Below are 24,178 nucleotides of genomic sequence, written 5' to 3'. Positions count from 1 at the left end.
CGCCCGGAGGACCACTGAAGGGTGACCGACGGTCACGGTCGGCACACGGTCGAGCACCTCGCCGGCGGCCCGGGACTTCGGTTCCGGGCCGCCGGCGCGTCCGTTCCCGGGTGTCCCGGGCACGGGTCGGGGCCCGGTTTGACCGGCCGCGGAGGGCCCCGTAACCTAGAGCGTCGGCGTTCCTGCGCCATCCCTTTGAGCACCTCCCTCCACCTCGGACCGTCAGGGCCGGGCCGGAGAGGCCGCTCGCCCTCGTGGATCCACGGCCCCCGGGCCCGTGTGAGCGGCTGGCTTCAGAGGTTCCGTTGCGAGCTACAGAGAGTGAGACCCGCGTGTACGCCATCGTGCGCAGCGGTGGTCGCCAGCACAAGGTTGCTGTCGGCGACACCGTAGAGGTTGACAAGATTTCCACTGCCAAGGTGGGCGACACGGTCGAGCTCTCGACCCTGCTCGTCGTTGACGGCGAGGCCGTCACCAGCGACCCGTGGGTGCTTGCCGGCATCAAGGTCACGGCCGAGGTCGTGGACCACCACAAGGGCGCGAAGATCGACATCCTTCGCTACAAGAACAAGACCGGCTACCGCCGTCGTCAGGGCCACCGCCAGCAGTACACGGCGATCAAGGTCACGGCGATCCCCACGGCTGCGAAGTAAGGGACTGAGGAGAGATGGCACACAAGAAGGGCGCATCGTCCACCCGGAACGGTCGCGACTCGAATGCCCAGCGGCTCGGCGTGAAGCGCTTCGGCGGTCAGGTCGTCAACGCGGGTGAGATCCTGGTCCGCCAGCGCGGCACCCACTTCCACCCCGGCTCCGGCGTCGGCCGCGGCGGCGACGACACGCTGTTCGCGCTCCTGCCCGGTGCCGTGGAGTTCGGCACGTTCCGCGGCCGCAAGGTCGTGAACATCGTTCCGGTCGGCTGACCGGACTGCTGTAGAGCGATTCTCATCGCGGAGGCGGGCCACGCCTTCCCCCTACGAATCAGTACGGGGGAAGCTGGTCCGCCTTTCGCGTGTTGTTCCTGTCGTGCGGCGCTGATCGCGCCGCGGAAACACGACACCCGTACGTAACTGGAGGCACTGACATGACCACCTTCGTGGACCGCGTCGAACTGCACGTCGCCGCGGGTAACGGAGGCCACGGCTGTGCCTCCGTTCACCGGGAGAAGTTCAAGCCGCTGGGCGGCCCCGACGGGGGCAACGGCGGCCGGGGCGGTGACGTGACGCTGGTGGTCGACCAGTCCGTCACCACCCTGCTCGACTACCACCACAGCCCGCACCGCAAGGCCACCAACGGCAAGCCCGGCGAGGGCGGCAACCGCTCCGGCAAGGACGGCCAGGACCTGGTCCTCGCGGTGCCGGACGGCACCGTCGTGCTGGACCGCGCGGGCAACGTCCTGGCGGACCTGGTCGGCGAGGGCACCACCTACGTCGCCGCGCAGGGCGGCCGGGGCGGGCTCGGGAACGCCGCGCTGTCGTCGGCCCGCCGCAAGGCGCCGGGCTTCGCGCTGCTGGGCGAGCCCGGTTACGCCCAGGACATCGTGCTGGAGCTCAAGACGGTCGCCGACGTGGCGCTCGTCGGCTTCCCCAGTGCGGGCAAGTCCTCGCTGATCTCCGTGCTGTCGGCCGCCAAGCCGAAGATCGCCGACTACCCGTTCACCACCCTGGTGCCCAACCTGGGCGTGGTGACGGCCGGCTCGACCGTCTACACCATCGCGGACGTGCCGGGCCTGATCCCGGGCGCCAGCCAGGGCAAGGGCCTCGGCCTGGAGTTCCTGCGGCACGTGGAGCGGTGCAGCGTCCTGGTCCACGTGCTGGACACGGCGACCCTGGAGTCGGACCGCGACCCGGTCTCCGACCTCGACGTCATCGAGGAGGAGCTGAAGCAGTACGGCGGCCTCGGCGACCGTCCCCGGATGGTCGTGCTCAACAAGATCGACGTGCCGGACGGCCTCGACCTCGCCGACCTGGTCCGCCCGGACCTCGAAGCGCGGGGCTACCAGGTCTTCGAGGTGTCGGCGGTGGCGCACAAGGGCCTCAAGGAGCTGTCCTTCGCGCTCGCCGAGCTGGTGGCCAAGGCCCGGGCCGCGAAGCCCAAGGAGGAGGCCACCCGGATCGTCATCCGGCCCAAGGCGGTCGACGACACGGGCTTCACCGTCACGGCGGAGGAGGAGGGCCTGTACCGGGTGCGCGGCGAGAAGCCGGAGCGCTGGGTGCGGCAGACCGACTTCACCAACGACGAGGCCGTGGGGTACCTCGCGGACCGGCTGAACCGGCTGGGTGTCGAGGACGCCCTGATGAAGGCGGGCGCCCGCACCGGCGACGGCGTGGCGATCGGTCCGGAGGACAACGCCGTCGTCTTCGACTGGGAGCCGACGATGATGACCGGCGCCGAGATGCTGGGCCGCCGGGGCGAGGACCACCGCTTCGACGCCCCCCGGCCGGCCACCCAGCGCCGTCGGGACCGGGACGCGGAGCGCGACGACGTGCAGCAGGCCTACGACGAGTTCAAGCCCTTCTAGGGCCTCCCGCGCTCGCCGGCTCAGGCTGACGGCGCCTCAAGTTCACGGACGGAAGAGGCCGTTCCGTGGGGGTCACCGATCGTGGCCGACCCCCACCGGACGGTCTTTTCTGCGTGTCCGGACAACCATCGGCGCGGTCCGGCTGTCCTACCCGTCAGAGAGCAACCCGTACGTCATGCCATCATTTGGGGGGCAGTCACCCGATCAGTGGGTATGCAATGCAACTCGTGACATGACCGACATGGGTTGCGTCCCGGATGTGCCGTACGCATCGGGGGGAGGTGTGGCACCGCCGTGCCGCACGGGAAAGGGATGACCACGAAGTGAAGATTGTTTTTCTGGTGCGCGACCTCTGCCACATGGGGGGTGTGGTGACCGCCACCCAGAACATGGCGAGCGCCCTCGTCCGGCACCACGAGGTGGAGATCGTCGCCCTGCGCAAGGTGCGCGACGCGTCGTACTTCCCGCTGGACGAGCGGGTGGAGGTACGCGCGCTGACCGATCTTCGGGAGCACTCGCACCGCTACGACGGTGACGACCCGCTGGCGCACGAGTTCCCGATCCGCTACCCGTACGCGGCCAACGAGAAGACGCCGGTGGTGAGCAGGCTCGCCGAGAAGCGGCTGCTGGAGTTCTTCGCCGAGACCGACGCGGACGCCGTCATCAGCTCCAACCCGCGCATCACCACGATGCTCGCCGAGGCCCCCGGGTCCTTTCTGCGGATCGCGCAGGAGCACTCGATGCCGAGGATCTACGCGGAGAACGTCCGCAAGCCGCTCTTCGAGGCGTACCGCAAGCTCGACGCCGTCACGGTGCTGTCGCCGGAGGAGAAGGCGGGCCTCAGCAAGGTCGTGCCCCACGTCCGGGACCGGATCAGCGTGCTGCCGAACTGCGTGCCCGACCCGGGCGGCCCGCTGTCGGACGGTGCCAGCAAGGTCGTCGTCACGGCCGGGGTCCTCAAGAAGCACAAGAACTTCCACGGGCTGGTCGACGCCTTCGAGACCGTCGTCGAGCGGCACCCCGACTGGCGGCTGCGGATCTACGGCGACGGCTCCGACCGGGGCGCCCTCCAGCGCCGCATCCACGACAAGAACCTGTACAACCACGTCCAGCTGATGGGACCCGCGTTCCCGGTCACCGCCGAGTTCGGCAAGGGCGCGATCTTCGTCCTGCCCTCGCTGCGGGAGCCGTTCGGCCTCGTCACCGTCGAGGCGATGACCCGGGGGCTGCCGGTCGTCAGCATGGACTGCGACCACGGCCCGCGGAACATCCTCACGCCCGGCACGGACGGCATCCTCGTCCCCAACGGCGACAACGCCGCGATGGCGGAGGCCATCATCGAGCTCATCGAGGACGACGACCGCCGCACGGCCATGGGCCGGGCCGCGGTGCGCGGCGCCGAACGGTTCTCCGAGGAGGCCAGCGCCGAGCGGTTCGGCGCGATCCTGGAGCACGCGGCCCTGCGCCGCAGGCTGCCCGGCACCGCCGACGCCGAGGTCCTCTCCGGCGGCGACGTCCGCGTCACCCTCGCCGGCGCCGGTGCGGACGTCCTCACCGAGGGACTGGAGCTGGTCTGCCGTGACGTGCGCGGCCGGCAGGAGCCCGTCCGGCTGCCCGTCGTCGCCGGCGCCGCGTTGATCCCGCGCCGGGGCACCCTCGGCGAGGGCCACTGGGAACTGGGCGTCGCCAGCGCCAAGGGCCCCGAGAAGCGGCTGTCGGTCGAGCACGTCGACGTCACCCGGCTGGTCTCCCGGCGCGACACCCGTGCGACCCCGGGCGGCGGCGGGCTGGACGTCCTGCTGCCGCACAAGGACGAGCTGGGCCGGCTGAAGGTGCGCAGCCAGGTGCGCGAGCGCCACGCCGAGGTGCTCAGCGTGACCGCGGACGAACACGCCGTCGTCGTGGAGGCCGAGTTCTGGGGCGAGCGGACCCTCGGTGCCGCAGCCGTCCTCGAAGGCGTGAACCGCGCGGACGCCGAGCGCGTCCTCACGGTGCCGCTGACGGTGGACGAGGACGGCATCCGCTTCCGGTGCGCGCTGCCGTTGGACACCCTGGTCGCGGCCCACGAGGGCGACGAGGAGATCTGGGACTTCCGGCTCAGGACCGGGGACGGCGGCGCGGCCCGCCTCGCGATGCTCGTCACGGACGTCCTGGAGCCGTACCGGGTGTTCAAGTACCCGCGGCCGGTACGGGCGAACCCGCGCGCCCGGGCGGCGGTCGAGCCCCGGCGGCGGCCCCTGCTCGGCGCCCTGCGCAAGCACCCCGAGCCCGAGTCGGCGCGCACGGAGGTCCGCCCGTACTTCACCGTCACCGCGCAGTTCGCGGTGAAGACGGTGACCGTCTGACGGACACCAGCCACGGACACGGGGCCGGCCCGGAGGGATCTCCCTCCGGGCCGGCCCCGTCTGCACGTCCGGCACCGCCCGACGGTCGCCGGCCCGGGGCGGGTGGCCCCGGGCCGGCGGCGCGTCACCGCTGGCGGGACTGCTCCAGCATCCGGTCCACGACCCGCTTCGAGGCGGAGCCGTCGTCCAGGTCGCAGAACAGGTCGTGGAAGCGGTCGAACCGCTCCTGGTAGTCGACCTTGACCTCCTCGATCCGACGGATCGACTCGATCAGCTCCTCCGAGGTGCGCAGCAGCGGACCGGGCGAGTCCTCCTCGAAGTCGAAGTAGAACCCGCGCAGCGTGTCCCGGTAGTGCTCCAGGTCGTACGTGAAGAACAGCATCGGGCGCTTGAGGTGCGCGTAGTCGAACATCACGGACGAGTAGTCGGTGATCATGATGTCGGCGGCCAGGTACAGCTCCGCGATGTCCGGGTACTCCGAGACGTCGTAGACGAAGCCGTCGCCCGCACCCGGCACCGCGTCCACGATGTTGGAGTGGCGGCGGATCAACAGCACGTGGTCGTGACCGAGCCGGGCCCGTGCGTCGTCCAGGTCGATCTTCAGTCTGAACTTGTACTGGCCGGCGCTGTGCGACTGGTCGTCGCGCCAGGTCGGGGCGTACAGCACGACCTTCTTGTCGGCGGGCAGGCCCAGCCGCTCCTTGACCGAGTCGGCGATCTTGTCCCGGTCGGGGGAGTACAGGTAGTCGTTGCGCGGGTAACCCGCCTCCAGGACCTCCCCGTTGTAGGAGAACGCCCGCTTGAGGATCGGGGTGCTGAACCGGTTCGACGAGACCAGCAGGCTCCAGTTGTTGGCCTCCAGGGCCAGCCGGTTCTGGTACTCGCGGTCGAAGTGCAGCGTCTCGATGTCGTGGCCGATCTTCTTCAGCATGGTGCCGTGCCAGGTCTGCACGATCACCTGGCCGGGCCGCCGCTCCACCCACTCGGGCAGGTGCCCGTTGGTGACGATGTAGCGGGAGGTGGCCAGCGCCTCGAACCACTCGCGGCCCCACATGCGGACCCGGTCGGCGGTCGGCGGCAGCACGACCTGCCCGTCCCGCACGGCCCACAGGTACTTCAGGTCGCTGCCCCGCGACAGCAGTTCCTCGTGCATCGCCCGGGGGCTGTCCGAGTACTGCTTGCCGTTGTAGCTGAGGAAGAACACCTGCTCGCGCAGCGGCTGCTCACGACCCGGCTCGTACACCTCGCGGCGCATCTGGAGCTGACGGTAGGGGCCCAGCTCCATGTCGCTCAGCTCGGAACGGCAGTTGAGCTGCGGGTAGGTGCCCCACAGGCTCTCGAACCAGTAACGCCGCCCGCTGATCACGGTCTTGAGCGGGAAGTACTTCGCCGCGTGCCGCTCGATGACGAACGCCGACTTCGGCACCTCGCTCTGGTCGGGCAGCCGCAGGAAGACGTTCCACCGCCCGGCCTTCAGCGGCACGTTGCCCGCGCCGCCCAGCGACGACGGGTCGAAGGCCACCGCGAAGCGCCCGTCGGGCTGCCACTGGACGGGCACCGTCCGCTCGTCGAACCGCCCGCGCGACTTGACCAACAGCTCCGCGCCGACCAGTCGTGCACTCGTGTAACCCTCCATGACGATCTTGCCGTCACGCTCGGCGACCCGGGTGAGCACCGCCCGGCGGATCCGACCGATGATCTTGAGGTAGCCGTTGTTGCCGGACACCACGGCGATCTCGTGGTGCGCGACCGCGGGGCCCATCGAGTCGGGCATGTCGCTGCGCAGGTCCGTCAGGCCGTCCCGCATGACGGTGCTGTAGCGGTGTTCGGTGCCGTCCGGGTCGGTGGCCACCAGGACGGTGCTCCACTGGCGACGGTTCGGCTGGGCCTTGGAGTCCAGGGTCTCGTTCGGGATCAGCGCCGCCTCGGAGAGCGGCACCCTCGCGGTGAAGACCCGACCGGCGGAGGTGACCTGCACCTCGGCCGGGTAGTCCTGGACCTCGCCGCTCTTCGGGTTGCTCAGCCGCAGCACCAGGTTGGCCGCCGACGGGGCGCCCGCCCGCAGCTCGCCGTCGATCTCCAGGGTCTCGCCGACCAGCCGGCGGTCCGTGATGAGCGCCTTGACCTTCTCCAGCCGCAGCTTCAGCGCACTGCGCTCCACCACGGGCAGCAGCCGGTGGTCGCCGTCCAGCCACTGGTACGTGGGGAAGTTCGCGGCCGAGCCGCCGCGCGCCCACACCCCGCTGCGCCGCACCAGACCGGAGGCGTACACGTTGATGCCGACGTGCCAGATGCCCTCCTGCCACTTGCCGCCCTTGCGCAGCTTGCTCGGGTCGAGGCTCAGCTCCCAGCCCGCCCAGTCGTAGTTGTAGCGCTTCTGACCGGAGCCGGTGGTGGCCTCCGGACGGTGCACGTTCTTGGCGGGCGCGAAGATCCGTCGTCCCGAGCCGTTGTGCTTGAGCTGCACGACCTTCAGGCTGCCGCGCTTGGAGTCGATGTCGATCTTGTCGATCCAGGCGTCACCGGACAGCACCAGCTTGCCGTCGTGCCACTCCACCGACCGCAGCGGAGCCTTCAGACCGAGGGCCTTGTCGATGCGCAGGGCGGCCTTCGGCAGCTCCACCCCGGCGTCCTCCAGCGGGGCGAACTTGGCGTACTTGCGGAACGTGCCGCTGACCTCGATGGGCTCCTTGCGGCGCTGCGAGGCGAGCAGGGCCAGCAGTTCGGCCATCTGGTGCTTGCGGACCAGCAGCCACTGCACGCGCAGCAGCGTCGGCAGCCCCATGACCGTCTGCGGGTCGATCGTGTCGAGGTAGCGGTTGGTCGCCTCCAGGAACGCCTCGTGGAACTCCGGCGGGGCGTCCGGCAGCACCCGCAGGAAGATCCGCAGGTCGTCGCGGAGCACCCGGTCGTCGTACTGCTTCTTGTAGACGGCGAACTCGGGGCCCGACTGCTTCGCCAGGAACTGGCTCACCGAGGTGACCGCGGTGACCCGGTCCCGGATCGCCTGCGGCTCCTTGCGGCGCTGGGTGATCGACGGCGCGGACTCGCCCTCGCGCAGCCGCCAGAAGTACGTGGGCTCGCCGATGACGTCGACGGCCTCGGCCCGGTAGTGGGCCGGCAGCACGACCGGGATGTCCTCGTGCAGGATGCCCTCGGGGAAGGTGAAGCCGTGCTTCTCCCAGAAGGTCCGGCGGAACACCTTGTTGCAGGCGATCCGGTCCGCGACCAGCCGGGGCATCTGCGAGATGTGGGTGCGCTGCTGGGCCTCGCCGGAGAGCATCTTCAGCAACGGCACCTGCCAGGACTTCTCGCCCCGCAGGTGGAAGACGTTGCCGGTGCAGAAGTCGGAGCCGCTCTCGTCGAGGCTGGTGATCATCAGCCGGTACGCGTCCGGCGGGATCACGTCGTCGCTGTCGACGAAGGTCAGGAACTCCGAGGCGGGCGACATCCGGGATATGCCGGTGTTGCGGGCGGCCCCGAGACCCCCGTTCTCCTTGCGGATGAGCGTGAAGCGCGGGTCACGGGCCGCGTACTCGGCGGCGATGGCCGCCGAGCCGTCCGGCGAACCGTCGTCCACCATGAGGACTTCGAGCTCGCGCAGGGTCTGTGCCTCCAGCGAGTCAAGGCACGCCGGAAGGTACTCCTCCACGTTGTAGATGGGTACGACGACACTGAGCCGGGGGGCCATGTGACGTGGTTTTCCTTTCGGTCAGGCCCGCTCGACCAGTTCGAGCACCTGGGCGGGATGCGGAGCGTGGGAACGCTCCGCGAACGGAACGGGAGGGATCGGGGTCTGCTCGCCGAGGAACACCCGGCGCACGACCCGCTCGGCGGCGCGTCCGTCGTCGAACTCGCAGAACCTGCGGCGGAACGCGGCCCGCAGTTCGGCCGCCTCGGCGCCGTGCCACGCGTCGGAGCGCAGCAGGTCGACCAGTGCGTCCTCGGAGCGGGCGACGGGGCCCGGCGGTTCCTCGGTCACGTCGAAGTACGTCCCGCGCACCGCGCGGTAGACGTCCCAGTCGTCGGCGAAGACGACGATCGGACGGTCCAGGACGGCGTAGTCGAACATCGCCGAGGAGTAGTCGGTGATCAGGGCGTCCGCCGCCAGGTAGAGGTCCTCGACGGGGTGGCGCCCCGACACGTCGACGATGCGTCCGCTGCGCCGCAGGTCGGCGAGCTGCGGTGACGACGAGTAGAAGTAGTGGCCGCGCACCAGCAGCGTCACGTCCGGGCCGAGCTCGTCGGCGAGCCGGGCGAGGTCGAGCCGGGAACGGAACTCGCCCTGGTACTCGCGGTGCGTCGGCATGTACAGGAAGGCCGTCGTGGTGGCCGCGAGACCGAGCGCGGTCCGGGCCCGGGCCACGTCCTCGGCGGTGCCGTTCACCAGCACGTCGTTACGCGGGTAGCCGGTCTCCAGGGAAACGTATCTGCACGGGTAGACCCGCTCCCACACGGTCGTGGAGAACCGGTTCGAGCTGAGGCTGTAGTCCCAGCGGTCACAGCGCTCCAGCAGCTTCTTGAAGTCCATGCCGTGGGAGGAGGCGGGGTACTTCCGCTGGTCGAGGCCCATGGTCTTGAGCGGGGTGCCGTGATGGGTCTGGACGTGGATCTGACCGTCCCGCTTGACCAGGGCGTCGGTGAAGTTGACGTTGTTCACCAGGTACTTGGCCCGGGCCAGCGCCGACCAGTACGCACGGGAGCCGACCCGGACGACCTCCACCCCGGCCGGCACCGAGGCCACGGCGTCCGCGCGGACCGCCCACACCCGGCGCACCTGCGGGGCGAGCCGGGCGAGTTCCTCGGCGACGGCGGCCGGGTTGCAGGACACCGACCGGCCCCAGTACGCGGAGAACAGCGCCAGGTTCTCGTCCAGCGGGGCCCGCAACTGCGACTGGTAGTACAGGCCCATCGCGCTGCGCTTGGACCGGTTGACCGCGGCGCGCGCCCGGCTCCGGACGACCCGCTGGGTCCGGGCGGCCGTGGTGGCGCCGGCCAGCGCGGAGTACGCGTCGCGCTCCAGCATCGCGTACTTGTAGCCGCGGCTCCCGGCGGGACGCCGGAAGCCGGTGGGCACGCGTGCGGCGTAGGCGGCGGCGGCCCGGTGGAAGAACTCCGCGCGCGCGTTCCGCGGCAGCCGGCCCGGCTTGTCGAGGACGTTCAGGAAGTGGTCGACCATCCTCCGGAACAGCCGGGGCCGCAACCCGTCCGGCTCCGGCCGGGCGTCGAGGAAGGCGAAGACGCGGTCGTACTGCTCGAACACGTCGAAGTGCTTGCGGCTGACCGTGCCGGTGATGCTCCCGCCCTCGCGGCGCTGCCGGTAGCGGACGCACACCCGGTCCAGGACGGCTATGCGCTCGGCGGCGATCAACGAGCAGAACGCCCAGGGGACGTCCTCGTAGTACCCGCGGGGGAAGGTGAGGCCGAGCCGTTCCACGAAGTCCCTGCGGTACGCCTTGTTCCACACGACCTGGAGCAGGTCGAGCAGCTCCGGGCGGTCCTGGAGCGGGCCCGCCCCGGTGCCCTCGGCGCGCAGCACGCCGGCCCGCTGGTTGGGGCGGGTCTCTCCGTTCCAGTACGTGCGCACGTAGTCATAGACCAGGACGTCGGGCTCGTCGGTTGCGTCGAGCCGGTGCGCGATCGCGGACAGGGACCCCGGGTCGAGGGTGTCGTCACTGTCGAGGAACAGGATGTAGTCGCCGCGCGCCTCGGCCAGCCCGGCGTTGCGGGCCCGCCCCAGACCGACGTTCTCCGTGAGGTGGATCACTCGTATTCGGTCGTCGCGCGAAGCGTGGTCGTCGAGGATCGCCCCGGAGGCGTCAGGGGAGCAGTCGTCGACCGCCACGATCTCGAAGTCCCTGTAGTCCTGCCTGACGATCGAGTCGAGACATTCGGCCAAGTAGCCTTGAACCTTGTGCACGGGAACGACGAGCGTGAATCTGGGCATCCTTCAACCTGTTCCGAGAACTGTCCGCGGGAGCGTCGGGCCGCGCTGGGTTTCACCGGGACCAGTCGCCGAGACCGCGCCGACCAATCGTAAGGGATTCGACCGATGTTTCCCTGGTGTCCGTAGCGCACCGTCCCCTCCCCGTGATGGCCGAAAGTGCATCCGAGGTGGATGGTATCGGTCGTTTCCCGTCACCTCCCGATCACGGAGAGATCCCTCACAGAAGCCATCAGATCCACTGCTTCACCGGAAAACCGGGAGAGGCTGCGGTATGTCCGATTCGATTTTCGGGCGTCGCCGGGTGATTCTGCCCGCAACGGCGTCGACGAAGGGAAGTCCATGAGCTGGCTGGTGACGGGCGGAGCCGGGTACATCGGAGCGCATGTCGTGCGCGCCCTGATCGAGGGCGGCCAGTCGGTCGTCGTCTACGACGACCTGTCCACGGGCAGCCGCGACCGGGTGCCGGACGGGGTGCCGCTGGTGATCGGCAGCGTCCTCGACCGCGCGGCCCTCGACGCGGCGCTGCGTGCGCACGCGATCACGGGTGTGGTGCACATCGCGGGCAAGAAGCAGGTCGGCGAGTCCGTCGAGGAGCCCGCCTACTACTACCGGGAGAACGTCACCGGGCTCCAGACCCTCCTCGACGCGCTGGGCGACGCCGGGATCGACCGTCTCGTCTTCTCCTCGTCGGCCGCGGTCTACGGCATGCCGGACGTGACGCTCGTCACCGAGGAGACGCCCTGCAAGCCGCTGAGCCCCTACGGGGAGACCAAGCTCGTCGGCGAATGGCTGATCAACGCCTCTGCCCGGGCCTACGGGCTGCGCGCGGCGTCGCTGCGCTACTTCAACGTCGCCGGTGCGGCCTCACCCGAACTGGCCGACGCGGGGGTCTTCAACCTGATCCCGATGGTCTTCGAACGTCTGGAGGCCGACGAGCCGCCGCGGATCTTCGGCGACGACTACGCCACCGCCGACGGAACCTGCGTCCGCGACTACGTCCACGTGCAGGACATCGCCTCCGCGCACCTGGCGGCGGCCCTCCGGTTGACGGACGCCGAGCCCGGCACCTCGCTCACCCTGAACATCGGTCGGGGCGAGGGGAGTTCCGTGCGGGAGATGGTGGAGCACATCCTCAAGGTCACCGGGCGCGAGGAGCTGCTGCCCGTGGTGACCGCGCGTCGCCCCGGTGACCCGGCGCGGGTCGTCGCCTCGGCGGACCGCATCCGCGAGGAGTTGGGGTGGTCCGCTCGGCACGGGGTGGACGAGATGATCGCTTCCGCGTGGGGTGGGTGGCGGCACCGGCACCCTTAGCGGGTGGCTTTCGGGGTCCGGGGTGCTCGCCGTCCGGGTTCGTCGTTCGGCCGGCGGTCGTGGGGGGCCGGTCGCGCAGTTCCCCGCGCCCCTACGGGCCCGGTCCCACTGACGGGGCGCCCCGGTTGCCCGGGGCGCCCCTGGTGTCACTGGTCGGCGGGGGCTGTCTGTAGGGCGTCTTCGGCGGCTTCCTGGACGGGGGCCAGGGCCTGGCTGGGAATGGTCCCGACGAGCCGGGCCCGGTGGGCGGCCCGTTCGGTCAGCCCCTGCACCGCCGCGGCGAACCGGGCGAGCGAAGGCTGCCCGGCCGGACCCAGCAGCCGCGTCCGCAGCCCGGCGCGCGCGCCGACCAGCAGGTCGGCCCCGGGGCGGCGCACCGAGTCGAGCAGCCGGGCGACCCCGCTGCCGTCCGGGGTGAGGATCGTGGCCGCGCCGACGGTCGGGAAGGTCTCCAGGAACACGTCCTCGGACAGCCCGCTCGTATTGGCGACCGCATACGGCTTCCCACTGGCCAGGTAGTCGCTGACCACGCTCGACACATCGCTGATCAGCAGGTCCGCCTGGTCGAAGCAGCTGTACAGCGCCGGGCGGGAACCCGTCACGATCTGGTGCTCGACCGGCGGCAGCGAGGCCCAGTACCGCTCCTCCCACCGGGCCGTGGCCGCGGCGACCTCCGCCGCCCGGCCCGGCGCGGGGGTGGTCTGGAGCAGCATGCGCTCCATGTCGTCGGCCGCCCGGCGGAACTTCGTGCTGACCATGAGGTCCAGCTCCGCCGTCGCCTGCTCCAGCTCCGCCGCCGCCGCGGGCTCCGGCGGCACCGGCGGCTGCCCGGCCACCGCGGCGCGGATCATCTCCTGGATGCGGGCGTTGGCCGCACCCGCCCGGGCGTCGACCGAACCCGTCATCGGGTGCGGCTTGTACAGCAGCCGGACTCCGGGGTCGGCGAGGAGTTCCCGGACGAGGTTCTCGCCCGCCTCGATCACCGAGGTGTTGCCGGGGTTGCCGTCCCAGCCCTCCCAGGTCGGTGCGTACAGCACGGTCAGCGGGCCGCCCGCCGAGTGGCCCGCGTAGGGCCGGATGGCGTCGAGCTGGGGGCGTCCCACCTCCACGATGTCCTTGTCCTCGACGCCCACCTCGGCCTGCGCGTACCGGTCCCGGGCCGCGGGGCCGGCCACCCACACCTCGTCGTACGCCTTCGAGTACGGGTTGACCGAGGACAGCTTGTCGCTCTCGCCGTGGTTCACGAAGGCGTGCTTGATCGTCGGTATGCGCAGCACCTGCGAGGTCTTGCCCGAGTTCGCCGGGTGCAGCATGACCGGCAGCGTGGAGTGTTCCAGCCGCATCAGATCGGCGACCTTGGGCACGCAGACGATCGGCAGGTCGGTCGCACCGATCTTCTGCACCATGAACCGCTCGCGCAGCACGATCAGCGGGCGCCCGTCGAGCCGGGCGAGGGTGTCCAGCCACATGTTGGCCTGGTACGCCGAGGAGGTGCCGCCGGAGAAGTACAGGGCCACGGTGGGCCGGTACTCGGCGAGCCAGCCGTCGAACCAGTCGAGCACCTCTTCGGACGCCGCGGGGCGTCGGGCGGGCAGCAGCCGGGTGAGCAGTTCGACGAGTCCGACCACCCCGGCCAGGACGGCCAGGCCGACCCCGATGGCGGCGGGGGTCGGTGAGTCCACCAGCGCCGTCGCCATCAACCCCGCGGTCGCCGGGAACCCGAACAGCCGCAGTCGGCTGCCCGCCCGGCGGGACAGCAGCGCGGGTGCCGCCTTGGTCAGCCGCAGCCCGGAGGTGTCGATGTTGCGGGTGAGCACCGGCAGCGTGCGCGAGCGACGGACCAGGAGCGCCGTGGCGTGGCAGGCGAAGTGCAGGGCGTAGAAGGTCAACAGCCCGAGGACGAGCGGCAGGTACGCCATGCGCTGGTCCTGGCTCTGTTGGTGGGCCAGCAGGCCGGCCACCAACAACAGGTCGCGCAGGACGACCCGGACCGTGACGTCGGCCCGGGTACGGGCCAGCGCGGAGGCCATCGGGCGCTGCCAGCGGTGCAGTGCGGCTTCGGCCGCGAGTCCGGTGGCGGTCGCTGCTATCAGCAGCGCGACCTCGGGGAGCAGGGCCCCGATGACCTGACCCGCGAAGGACGCCACCAGGATGGCGGGGAGGACGAGCCTCCCCGCCCGAACGAGAGACGAGGGGACGGAACGCAAGATGTGGGCTCTCCTAGCAGCACGATCCAGATCCATGCACGAGTGGAGTGACGATACGTGCATAGCAGGCGGGCTTGCTGGTTAACGTCGAAAGCTGCTGACCGGTAGCGGGCCTCCTGCCCGCTTTCACACTACGGAATCGTTTCTTCAGGAACTGAGTCGATGGTGAGACCTTCGTGATGCTTCTGTGAAGAGGGGAGCGTGATTTCAGCCATCGGACAGGTCCGTCCGACCGTTGCCGGTCTCACGTAGATTGCGGAGCGGCGCCCGGCTCCGGGACGGAACCGGGCGCATCGGGTGACAATCGGGCGACTGAGGGGAAGCGCGTGTCAGGCGTGAGGCAGCGGGTCACGGAAGCACACCGGATCGTCGTCAAGGTCGGTTCGTCCTCGCTGACCACGGCCGCGGGCGGGCTGGACGCCGATCGCGTGGACGCCCTCGTCGACGTGCTCGCCAAGGTGCGCGACGGCGGGGCGAAGGAGATCGTCCTGGTGTCCTCCGGCGCCATCGCCGCCGGACTCGCCCCGCTCGGACTGCACAGACGCCCCAAGGACCTGGCCCGGCAACAGGCCGCGGCCAGCGTCGGCCAGGGGCTCCTCGTCGCCCGCTACACGGCCTCCTTCGCCCGCTACGGCGTCCGCGTCGGACAGGTCCTGCTCACCACCGTCGACACCAGCCGGCGCGCCCACCACCGCAACGCCTCGCGCACCCTCGACATGCTCCTCGCCATGGGCGCGCTGCCCGTGGTCAACGAGAACGACACCGTTGCCACGGACGAGATCCGGTTCGGCGACAACGACCGGCTGGCCGCCCTCGTCGCCCATCTGGTCCGGGCCGACCTGCTCGTCCTCCTCTCCGACGTCGACGGCCTCTACGACGGCGACCCCAGCCGTCCGGGCACCTCCCGCGTCGCCGAGGTGCGCGGGCCCGCCGACACCGAGGGCATCGAGTTCGGCAGCGCCGGGCGCGCCGGGGTCGGCACCGGCGGCATGGTCACCAAGGTCGAGGCCGCGCGCATCGCCGCCGCCGCCGGCATCCCGGTGGTCCTCACCTCCGCGGTGCACGCCGCGGACGCCCTCGCCGGACGGGACACCGGCACCCACTTCCACCCCACCGGCCGCCGCTCGGCCGACCGGCTGCTGTGGCTCCAGCACGCGTCCACCCCCCGGGGCGCCCTCACGCTGGACGACGGGGCGGTCCGGGCCGTGGTCGAAGGCCGGAAATCACTGCTGCCGGCCGGGATCGCCGCCGTCGAGGGCGAGTTCACCGCGGGCGACCCCATCGAACTGCGCGACGCCCGGGGCCGGGCCGTCGCCCGCGGCCTGGTCAACTTCGACGCCAAGGAGATCCCGCTGCTCCTCGGCCGCTCCACCCACGACCTGGCCCGCGAACTGGGTCCCGCGTACGAACGCGAGGTCGTCCACCGCGACGACCTGGTGCTGCTCGGCCCCTGAGGCGAGGTCCGTCCGAACGATCGGAATCCACCAGGTGGACGTTCCGTAAAAGTGCCCCATCCGGGTCGATGGGGTGTCAACTTTGTTGCAGGGGACCGTTGCAGGGACCAGTCGGATGACACTTGCGTGTAGGAGGCCGTCGTGAGACGAGTGCGCCAGGGGGCGGCAGCGCGTGCCGGCCTCGGCTCCCCCGCCCTGAAGGCCGTGGGGGAGGACCGCACCCTGACGGGTCCCGTCGGGGACGGCGTCGAGGAGAGGGGCCACGCCCCCCGGCTGTGGCACGTGACGCTGAGCGTCTCCGGGGCCGAGGCCCCGTTGGGCGAGGTCAGACGCGGACTCGAACAGCTCGCCCACGACCACCCCTTCCTGCTGACCAGCCGGTACGCGGGCGATCACGCCGAGATCCGGTACTGGGAGGAGGCCCGCGACCTGCACGACGCGGCGGCCGTCGCGCTGCGGCTCTGGGGCGAGCACCGGCGCACCGCACAGCTGCCGGCGTGGGAGATCGTCGGCCTGGAGGTGATCGACCGCGAGACCTACCACCTGCGCGTCGCGGAGGGCTCCGGACCGGCCCCGGCCACCCCCGTGGGGGTGCACCCGTACTGACGTGCCCGCCGCGCCCCGAGACGGCCGTCTCGGGGTGTGGGACACGGCCGGACGGCCGACGGACGGCGCATTACGCTGCGGGCATGACGTCGCTCCCGCCGCTCTCCGCGCCCTCGCCCTACGACAACATGTCCGAGGTCGCACGCGCCGCCTACCGCGCCAAGGCCGCCGCCGCGGACCTCGCGCCGCTGCCCCGGGCCACCAAGGACGACGCCCTGCTGGCGATCGCCGACGCGCTGGAGGTCCGCTCCCGCGAGATCGTCGAGGCCAACGCCCTGGACGTCGCCAAGGCGCGCGCGGCGGGCACCAGCGAGTCGATCGTCGACCGGCTCACGCTCACCCCGGAGCGGGTCCGGGCCATCGCCTCCGACGTCCGAGACGTCGTCGCCCTGCCCGACCCCGTCGGCGAGGTGGTCCGCGGCTCCACCCTGCCCAACGGCATCGACCTGCGTCAGGTCCGGGTCCCGCTCGGCGTCGTCGGGATCATCTACGAGGCCCGCCCCAACGTCACCGTCGACGCCGCGGCCCTCTGCCTCAAGTCCGGCAACGCCGTCCTGCTGCGCGGCTCGTCCTCCGCGTACGAGTCGAACACCGCCCTGGTCCGGGTGCTGCGCGACGCGATCGGGGGCGCCGGGCTGCCCGCCGACGCGATCCAGCTGGTCCCCGGGGAGAGCCGGGAATCCGTCCGCGAGCTGATGCGCGCCCGCGGTCTGGTCGACGTCCTCATCCCGCGCGGCGGCGCCTCGCTGATCCGCACGGTCGTCGAGGAGTCCACCGTCCCGGTCATCGAGACCGGCACCGGCAACTGCCACGTCTACGTCGACGCCCAGGCCGACCTCGACATGGCGGTCGAGATCCTCGTCAACTCCAAGGCGCAGCGCCCCAGCGTGTGCAACGCGGCCGAGACCCTGCTCGTCCACCAGGACATCGCGGAGGCGTTCCTGCCGCGCGCCCTCGACGCCCTCGCCGAGGCCGGGGTTACCGTGCACGCCGACCCGCGGGTGGCGGCCCACGCCGCCGGCAGCAAGGCCACCGTCGTGGCGGCCACCGCCGAGGACTGGGACACCGAGTACCTCTCGTACGACATCGCCGCCGCGGTGGTGGACTCCCTCGACAAGGCCGTCGAGCACATCCGGCTCTGGTCGTCCGGACACACCGAGGCCATCGTCACCACCTCGCAAGCGGCGGCCCGCCGGTTCACCCAGCTGGTCGATTCCACGACCGTCGCCGTCAACGCCTCCACCCGGTTCACGGACGGCGGACAGTTCGGCTTCGGCGCCGAGATCGGCATCTCCACCCAGAAGCTGCACGCCCGCGGCCCGATGGGCCTGCCGGAACTCACCAGCACCAAGTACATCGTCACCGGCGACGGTCACGTCCGCGGCTGACGCGGCCGCCCGCCCGTCCCCCGGACGGCCGCCCCGCGCGGCCCCCGGGGTGGCGGGTATCCACCGGTACGGTCTGCCCAAAACGTCCCCCCGGGTCTACGCTGGAGGCGTGCCGGAGGACGTGGGGGGCACGCCGCTCCCGGGCGGCGACGAGCCCGACGACCGCGACCACGGAGGTGCGGACGAGGAGTTCGCCTCCGTGGTGTTCGACGAGGACTTCATCCGGGCCGCTCCGGTCCGCGAACCGAGCGCCGTGGAACGGCTGCTCACGGCGGCCGAGGCCCGTGCCGAGGCGGAGGGCCGCCCCGCCGGGACCCGGGGCGGGCGCCCCGACAACGACGCTGACGACCCCGACGCCCGTGACCTCGACGCCTTCGGCGAGGGCCGCAGCTACGACCCCGACGACCGTTACGCCCGGGACATCCTGGAGGAGTCCTACGGGCGCAGCGACACCTTCATGGGCCACGCCCGCTGGCACCGGCCCATCGCCTGGCTGCTCGCCCTCGCCATGGGCGTGGGCATGGTGGCCCTGGCCTTCGCCGCCGTCTACCGCGGCGCCGCGTCGAACCGTCAGGACCCGGCCCCGCGGCCCAGCTCCACGGAGTTGGGGCAGGGGCCGTCCACACCCCCCTCGGCCCCGCCCGCGACACCCCCCGACGGCTTCCGGTCGCCGGCCTCGGCGGTGCCCCGCACCCCCTGACACCGTAGGGTTCCGGCCGCCTGTGGCCTCCGGGGAACTTGTCGCACGGCAGCGCGTTTACGGGACCGTGCTCAGACCTACCCTGAAGGTATGGGCGGGCCAGGAAACCCACCGCAGGGGACACCCGAGGGCGCCCCCGGCGGCGATGACGAGTACCGATCCGTCGTCTTCGACGAGTCGTTCATCCGTGCTGCCCGGCTCCAGGAGTTCTCGGCCGAGGAGCGCATCACCGACCACACCCCCGCCGTCCGCCGGGCGCCGCCGCTGCACCGGCGCGGCTCCTCCTGGCAGGCCCTGGTGCTGGTCGTGGTGATCGCCGCGGCCTTCGCCACCGCCGTCTACCTGGGGGTGCGCCAGCCCCACGGCGGTCCGGCCGCGCAGCGCACCGGGTCGCTGCGGATGACGGTGCTCCCGCTGGCGCCCGTCGCCGCCGTCCCGGGCGGCCAGCCCGCCGACCTGTACGGGCACAGCCCGGCCGCGCAGTTCGGGATCGGGGCCGAGGGCATCACCCTTCCGGCCGCACGGCGCACCGCGAACTTCTCCAGTGGTCAGGTCATGACCGCCCTGACCACCGTCAAGGACTACCTCGTGGAGTCCTCCCTCGACCCCGACGTCCTCACCGGCGGGGCCGTGCGGCCGGTGCGCGTCCTGGTCGACCCCGACCAGTTGGCGCAGTTCGACCGGAGCTTCGCCCGGCCGCTGGCCGACGGACTGCACGCGGCCACCGGCTGGCTCGTCCGCTTCGACCCCGCCCGCACGGTGCTGGCGGAACCCCGGGTCCGGGTGCAGGGCACCCTGCGGGCCGTCGAGGTCGACTCGGACACCGTGGAGGTCGTCAGCGACCACACCTTCGTGTACGCGGTCCGGCCCGCCCGGGGGGGGCCGGCCGAGTCCTCGCTCTTCACCGTCCGTCGGCAGTTGTCGTTCCACTTCGACCGGGACGACCTACGGCGTCACCAGGCGGAGTTGGTGACCTCCGCCACGCAGGCCGGGCCGCTGGCCTGCGGCACGGGCTGGGCGGACCAGCTACAGCCGCTGCTCGCGGGCGAGAGCGTCGACCCGGCGCCGCCGCGCGGCACCGACCCGTACGCGACGGGCAGTGTCACCAACCTCTGCGGCACCCTGGCCGCGGGGGCGCAACCGAAGCTCCCCCGCGCCGGCTGAGCCGTCAGCCGCTGGTGCCGGTCCGGCCGCTGGAGCCCGCCTCCCCGTCGTCGTCCTGGGCGGCGGAGGCGGAAGTGTCCTTGCCGGCGCCGAAGCCGCCGAACTTGCTGCGGACCCGACCCCCGAGGTCACCGGCGCCGCCCGCGAGGTCGGTGACCAGCTTCATCAGCGGGTCCTTCGAGTCGCGGACGTCACTCGCGTACGCGGAGGCGGACTGCCGTATGGACTCCGTGACCGAGGTGTCCTTGTCCTCGTCGCGGCGCGGGTAGTGGCCGTCCATGAGGCGCTGGTAGTCCCGGGACTCGGCCCACTTCTTCAGCTCGGCGGCCCGGACGGTGGTGAAGGGGTGGCTGCGGGGCAGCACGTTGATGATCTTGAGGACGGAGTCCCGCAGGTCGCCGCCTGCCTCGTACTCCTCGGCCTGCGCCAGGAACGCGTCCACGTTCATCTGGTGGAGGTGGTTGCCGCCCGCGATCTTCATCAGGCCCCGCATCGACGCCTGGAGGTCCTGGCCGACCAGCAGCCCGGCGCGGTCCGCCGACAGCTCGGACTTGCGGAACCACTCCCGCAGCGCCGTCACGATCGCCATGATCGCGACGTTGCCCAGGGGGATCCACGCCACCCGCAGCGCCAGGTTCGTCAGGAACAGCAGGACCGTGCGGTACACCGCGTGCCCGGACAGGGCGTGGCCGACCTCGTGGCCGACGACCGCCCGCATCTCCTCCTCGTCCAACAGCTCCACCAGGCCGGTGGTCACGACGATGATCGGCTCGTCCAGGCCGATGCACATCGCGTTCGGCTGGGGGTTCTGACTGACGTACATCGAGGGGACCTTCTCCAGGTCCAGGAGGTAACAGGCGTCCCGCAGCATGTCGTTGAGGTGGGAGAACTGGGCGTCGGAGACCCGGACCGAGTCCGACAGGAACAGCAGCCGCAGGCTCCGCTCGGGCAGCAGCGAGCTCAGGGCCTTGAACACCGTGTCGAAGCCGCTGAGCTTGCGCAGCGCCACCAGGGCCGAACGGTCGGCCGGGTGTTCGTAGGCCCGGGAGGAGATGCCCGGGAACCGCCGGCGCGTGCGCCCGGGGAGATTCCCCTCCGGCGTACGGCCGTTCGGCTGCTGTCCGGTGCCGTTGCTGTTGTCGTCCGTCATGACGCCCCCATGTCTGCGTGGTCATCGAGGGAACGCGCGACCGTCCGCCCGGGTTCCCGGCCGTCCTGCTGCCCTCCGCGCGTCCCCGCGGGCCCGGCCCACCCTAGGGGTGCGGGTGCTGACGGGTCACCGGGTGCGTGGCGGTGACCTCCGGTGGCGGTCCGCCGGGGCGACGCGGACCGGCGTAAGCACGGCCCTCCCGCGACGACGCTTTACGCCACGCTTACGATGGCTTCGGAGGCACCCCGTCTCCAGCCCGTTCCCCCTCCGGATAGGTCCTCCGAAGATGAGTCTGCACAGCACCGCGGCCCCGCTGGTCACCCTGGCTTCGGGCGGCGAGCACCACGGCCCCTACGCGAGCATCAACCCGTTCGTCGTGGGTGGCGGAGCGCTCTTCGTCCTGCTCCTGCTGCTCTGGATCACGACCCGTTTCAACCGGGACCGCTGACCCGCGCGCGCTCGCCCCGACCGCCGGCCCGCTGATCCACCGCACGGCCGGACGCCACCGCACGGCCGGACGTCGCCGCTCGACCGGTCCGGCCGTCCGGACCTTCCGTACGGGCCGGTAGGGTCTGCACGCATGGGAGAGCAGGACATGCCTACCGGCCGGACGAACAGCGGCAAGCGCCGTCTCGGCGTGATGGGCGGAACGTTTGATCCGATCCACCACGGGCACCTCGTGGCGGCCAGTGAGGTCGCCGCGCAGTTCCACCTGGACGAGGTCGTGTTCGTGCCGACCGGGGAGCCCTGGCAGAAGAGCGACACCCGGGTGTCGCCGGCCGAGGACCGCTATCTGATGACGGTTATCGCCACCGCCGAGAACCCGCAGTTCTCGGTGAGCCGCATCGACATCGACCGCGGCGGCCCCACGTACACCACGGACACCCTGCGTGACCTGCGGGCCCTCAACCCCGACGCGGACCTCTTCTTCATCACCGGAGCCGACGCGCTCGCCCAGATCCTCACCTGGCGGTACACGGAAGAGCTGTTCTCCCTGGCACACTTCATCGGGGTCACCCGTCCCGGACACACCCTCACCGACCCCGGACTCCCCGAGGGCGGCGTCTCCTTCGTGGAGGTCCCCGCCCTCGCCATCTCGTCCACCGACTGCCGTGCGAGGGTCTCGGCGGGCGCCCCCGTCTGGTACCTGGTGCCCGACGGCGTGGTGCGCTACATCGACAAGCGCGACCTGTACCGCGGCGACTGAGCCGGGAGGCACAGCTGTGAACGGCCGAGACGATCGCTACGGCGGACCCGAGCACTCCGAGGGCGGCGACGGCTTCGCCAGCTACGAACTCGCCGGCTACGACGAGTACGGCCGCCCCGTCTACCAACAGAGGTCCCAGGACCCCGCCCCGTCCCGACAGGGCTACGGCGACGGTTACGGCGTCCCGCCCGAGGCCCCGTACGGCACCCCGCAGCCGTACGGGGCCTCGGACGGTTCCACCGGGTACGGCACCGAACAGGCCCCGCACTTCGAGGGCGTCGCGGGCGACGGCTACGGCACCCCTCAGGACTACGGCACCCCGCAGGGCTACGGCACCGCCGCCGCGTACGACCCGGCGCAGGGGTACGCCACCCCCCAGGGCCAGGTCGACCCCGGTGCCCAGGGCTACGGGTACGACCCGTACGCCGTCCAGCAGCCCCCGTACGACGGGTACGGCACGAGCGCCCAGGGGTACGACCAGTCCGGCGTGGACCAGGCCGGCTACGGCACCGTCACCTCGTACGCCCCGCACGACCCGTACGCCTCCCCCGACCCATACGGTCAGCCGCAGGCGGACCCGGGGACGGCCCTGACCGCCGAGCAGACCGCGTACGTCCCGCCGCAGGCCGCGGCGCCCGACCAGGGGTACGCCGCCGAGGCCGTGGCCCCCGTACCCGCCCAGACGGCCCGTGACACCGGTGACGGACGCGACGACGGCGACGAGCGGGACGGTCAGGGCGGCTCCGCCGGGACCGAAGGGCAACGGGACTACCGCACCGAGCAGTTCGCCTTCGTCGAGGAACCGGACGGTGACCCCGAGGACGTCATCGACTGGCTCACGTTCACCGAGAACCGCACCGAGCGCCGGGAGGAGGCCAAGCGCCGGGCCCGGGGGCGGGTCGTCGCCCTGGGCGTGGTCCTCGCGCTGGTCGTCGTCGGCACCCTCGGCTACCTGGGCTTCGCCGGCAAGCTGCCCGGACTCTCCGGTGACGACGACCCGTCCGCCACCGGCCCGGCCGGCGGGCCGCAGAAGCGCGACGTGGTCCTCGTCCACCTGCACCACACCAAGAAGGGCGGCACCTCCACCGCGCTGCTGGTGGACAACACCACCACCAAGCAGGGCAGCACCATCCTGCTGCCCAACACGCTGTCCGTCAGCGCCGACGACGGCACCTCCACCACCCTCGCCAAGTCCGTCGACGACGACGGCTCCACCGGCACCCGCGAATCCGTGGACACCCTCCTGGGCACCAGCATCGAGGGCACCTGGCGCATCGACACGCCCTACCTGAGCAACCTGGTGGAACTCGTCGGCAACATCGACATCGACACGGACGCCGACGTCCCCGCGGAGAAGGCCAAGAAGGGCCAGACCCCGTTCGTCAGGAAGGGCGAACAGCAGACCCTCAGCGGCGCCATGGCCGTCGCCTACGCCACCCACCGCGCTCCCGGGGAAGCGCAGGACGCCCAGCTCGCCCGCTTCGGGCAGGTCATGCAGGGCGTCCTGCGCAAGATCTCCTCGGACACCAAGGCCGCCACGGTCACCGTGGAGTCCCTCGCCCAGATCCTCGACCCGTCGCTGACCGCGCCGGACCTCGGCGCCTTCCTCGCCAAGCTCTCCGACCGGGCCAAGGGCGGCGACTACAAGACCGCCCTGCTCCCCGTCGAGTCCGGGGGCGCGCTGGCCGCCGAGGCCACCACCGCGGTGGTCAAGCCCCTGCTCGGCGGCACCGTGAAGGCCCCCGCCGAGGGCGATGCGGTACGGGTCGGGGTCCGGAACGCCAGCGGCACCGGGGACGCCGGCGAGTCCGCCCGGGTCGCCCTCGTCAACGGCGGCTACACCGTCGTCGACGGCGGCAAGGGCGGGAGCACCGCACCGACCACCCGGGTCGTCTACGGGGACGCCGCCCGCGAGCAGGAGGCCGGCGAGGTCGCCAAGACGCTCGGTCTGCCCGCATCGGCCGTCAAGAAGGGCACCGTCGAGGGCAACGCCGTGATCGAGGTCGTCCTCGGACAGGACTACGAGCCGCAGGCCCCGCAGGGCTGACGCACCGCCGCGCCGGGTCCGGACCCGGCGCGGCGGGCCCGACGGACCGGGTCCGTCAAGCCCCGGTGACGGACGGTAATCGTTTGATTAACGGTCCGCCGTCCGTGAGACGCTTGAGGGGTACCGACCATC

Annotated in this window: 17 protein-coding genes; 13 read left to right on the top strand and 4 right to left on the bottom strand. The window is 71.5% G+C overall.

The annotated features are described in order from the left end of the window. The first annotated feature begins 332 nt into the window (after nucleotides 1-332). From rplU to ACFYOU_RS06660, 4 genes are all read left to right on the top strand, one after another. Complete coding sequence (rplU, locus tag ACFYOU_RS06675; RefSeq protein WP_385487514.1) at nucleotides 333-653, top strand: 50S ribosomal protein L21; 321 nt, start codon at nucleotides 333-335, stop codon at nucleotides 651-653. Nucleotides 654-667: 14 nt separating this feature from the next. Next, entirely contained in the window at nucleotides 668-922 is a 255-nt protein-coding gene (rpmA, locus tag ACFYOU_RS06670) for a 50S ribosomal protein L27 (protein ID WP_385487516.1), read from the top strand. A 161-nt stretch (nucleotides 923-1,083) separates the two neighbouring features. Beyond that, nucleotides 1,084-2,520: a GTPase ObgE gene (obgE, locus tag ACFYOU_RS06665; RefSeq protein ID WP_389763115.1), complete on the top strand. Its 1,437-nt coding sequence runs from the start codon at nucleotides 1,084-1,086 to the stop codon at nucleotides 2,518-2,520. Nucleotides 2,521-2,843: 323 nt separating this feature from the next. Then, on the top strand, nucleotides 2,844-4,865 hold the full coding sequence (locus tag ACFYOU_RS06660) for a glycosyltransferase (RefSeq protein WP_391303949.1): 2,022 nt from the start codon (nucleotides 2,844-2,846) through the stop codon (nucleotides 4,863-4,865). A gap of 124 nt (nucleotides 4,866-4,989) precedes the next feature. Here the strand turns inward: ACFYOU_RS06660 and ACFYOU_RS06655 are convergent, their stop codons facing one another. Continuing rightward, a complete protein-coding gene (locus ACFYOU_RS06655) occupies nucleotides 4,990-8,556 on the bottom strand; it encodes a CDP-glycerol glycerophosphotransferase family protein (protein WP_389763111.1) in 3,567 nt (1,188 codons plus the stop codon). Between the two features lie 21 nt (nucleotides 8,557-8,577). Continuing rightward, a complete protein-coding gene (locus ACFYOU_RS06650; protein WP_391303948.1) occupies nucleotides 8,578-10,812 on the bottom strand; it encodes a CDP-glycerol glycerophosphotransferase family protein in 2,235 nt (744 codons plus the stop codon). A 339-nt stretch (nucleotides 10,813-11,151) separates the two neighbouring features. Between ACFYOU_RS06650 and galE the strand changes: the two genes are divergently transcribed. After that, nucleotides 11,152-12,123 carry a UDP-glucose 4-epimerase GalE gene (gene galE / locus ACFYOU_RS06645; RefSeq protein WP_391303947.1) on the top strand — a complete coding sequence of 324 codons (972 nt, stop codon included), beginning with the start codon at nucleotides 11,152-11,154 and terminating at the stop codon, nucleotides 12,121-12,123. Between the two features lie 146 nt (nucleotides 12,124-12,269). On the opposite strand, the gene ACFYOU_RS06640 is transcribed toward galE, so the two are convergent. Then, nucleotides 12,270-14,330, bottom strand: coding sequence for a hypothetical protein (locus ACFYOU_RS06640; RefSeq protein ID WP_391303946.1), 2,061 nt, complete (start codon nucleotides 14,328-14,330; stop codon nucleotides 12,270-12,272). Nucleotides 14,331-14,656: 326 nt separating this feature from the next. Between ACFYOU_RS06640 and proB the strand changes: the two genes are divergently transcribed. The 5 genes from proB (at nucleotide 14,657) to ACFYOU_RS06615 (ending at nucleotide 19,642) form a co-directional block, all read left to right on the top strand. Beyond that, on the top strand, nucleotides 14,657-15,784 hold the full coding sequence (gene proB, locus ACFYOU_RS06635; protein WP_391303945.1) for a glutamate 5-kinase: 1,128 nt from the start codon (nucleotides 14,657-14,659) through the stop codon (nucleotides 15,782-15,784). A gap of 141 nt (nucleotides 15,785-15,925) precedes the next feature. Next, nucleotides 15,926-16,390, top strand: coding sequence for a hypothetical protein (locus ACFYOU_RS06630; protein WP_389763101.1), 465 nt, complete (start codon nucleotides 15,926-15,928; stop codon nucleotides 16,388-16,390). Nucleotides 16,391-16,473: 83 nt separating this feature from the next. Beyond that, nucleotides 16,474-17,778: a glutamate-5-semialdehyde dehydrogenase gene (locus ACFYOU_RS06625; RefSeq protein WP_391303944.1), complete on the top strand. Its 1,305-nt coding sequence runs from the start codon at nucleotides 16,474-16,476 to the stop codon at nucleotides 17,776-17,778. A gap of 109 nt (nucleotides 17,779-17,887) precedes the next feature. After that, on the top strand, nucleotides 17,888-18,478 hold the full coding sequence (locus ACFYOU_RS06620) for a hypothetical protein (protein WP_391303943.1): 591 nt from the start codon (nucleotides 17,888-17,890) through the stop codon (nucleotides 18,476-18,478). Nucleotides 18,479-18,568: 90 nt separating this feature from the next. After that, nucleotides 18,569-19,642, top strand: coding sequence for a hypothetical protein (locus tag ACFYOU_RS06615; protein ID WP_391303942.1), 1,074 nt, complete (start codon nucleotides 18,569-18,571; stop codon nucleotides 19,640-19,642). A gap of 4 nt (nucleotides 19,643-19,646) precedes the next feature. Here the strand turns inward: ACFYOU_RS06615 and ACFYOU_RS06610 are convergent, their stop codons facing one another. Further along, complete coding sequence (locus tag ACFYOU_RS06610; protein WP_391303941.1) at nucleotides 19,647-20,792, bottom strand: M48 family metalloprotease; 1,146 nt, start codon at nucleotides 20,790-20,792, stop codon at nucleotides 19,647-19,649. Nucleotides 20,793-21,078: 286 nt separating this feature from the next. On the opposite strand from ACFYOU_RS06610, the gene ACFYOU_RS06605 reads away from it, so the two are divergent. From ACFYOU_RS06605 to ACFYOU_RS06595, 3 genes are all read left to right on the top strand, one after another. Beyond that, nucleotides 21,079-21,240: a hypothetical protein gene (locus tag ACFYOU_RS06605; protein ID WP_385487540.1), complete on the top strand. Its 162-nt coding sequence runs from the start codon at nucleotides 21,079-21,081 to the stop codon at nucleotides 21,238-21,240. A 132-nt stretch (nucleotides 21,241-21,372) separates the two neighbouring features. After that, a complete protein-coding gene (gene nadD, locus ACFYOU_RS06600; RefSeq protein ID WP_385487542.1) occupies nucleotides 21,373-21,999 on the top strand; it encodes a nicotinate-nucleotide adenylyltransferase in 627 nt (208 codons plus the stop codon). Between the two features lie 16 nt (nucleotides 22,000-22,015). Continuing rightward, nucleotides 22,016-24,046 (top strand): LytR C-terminal domain-containing protein, encoded by a 2,031-nt coding sequence (locus ACFYOU_RS06595; RefSeq protein WP_391303940.1) that lies wholly within the window; start codon nucleotides 22,016-22,018, stop codon nucleotides 24,044-24,046. Nucleotides 24,047-24,178: the final 132 nt, after the last annotated feature.

This window comes from Streptomyces sp. NPDC005955, from assembly GCF_042871255.1.
GTDB lineage: Bacteria > Actinomycetota > Actinomycetes > Streptomycetales > Streptomycetaceae > Streptomyces.
Note: the sequence above shows the minus strand (reverse complement) of the source record. Positions and strands in the feature narration are given on the sequence as shown.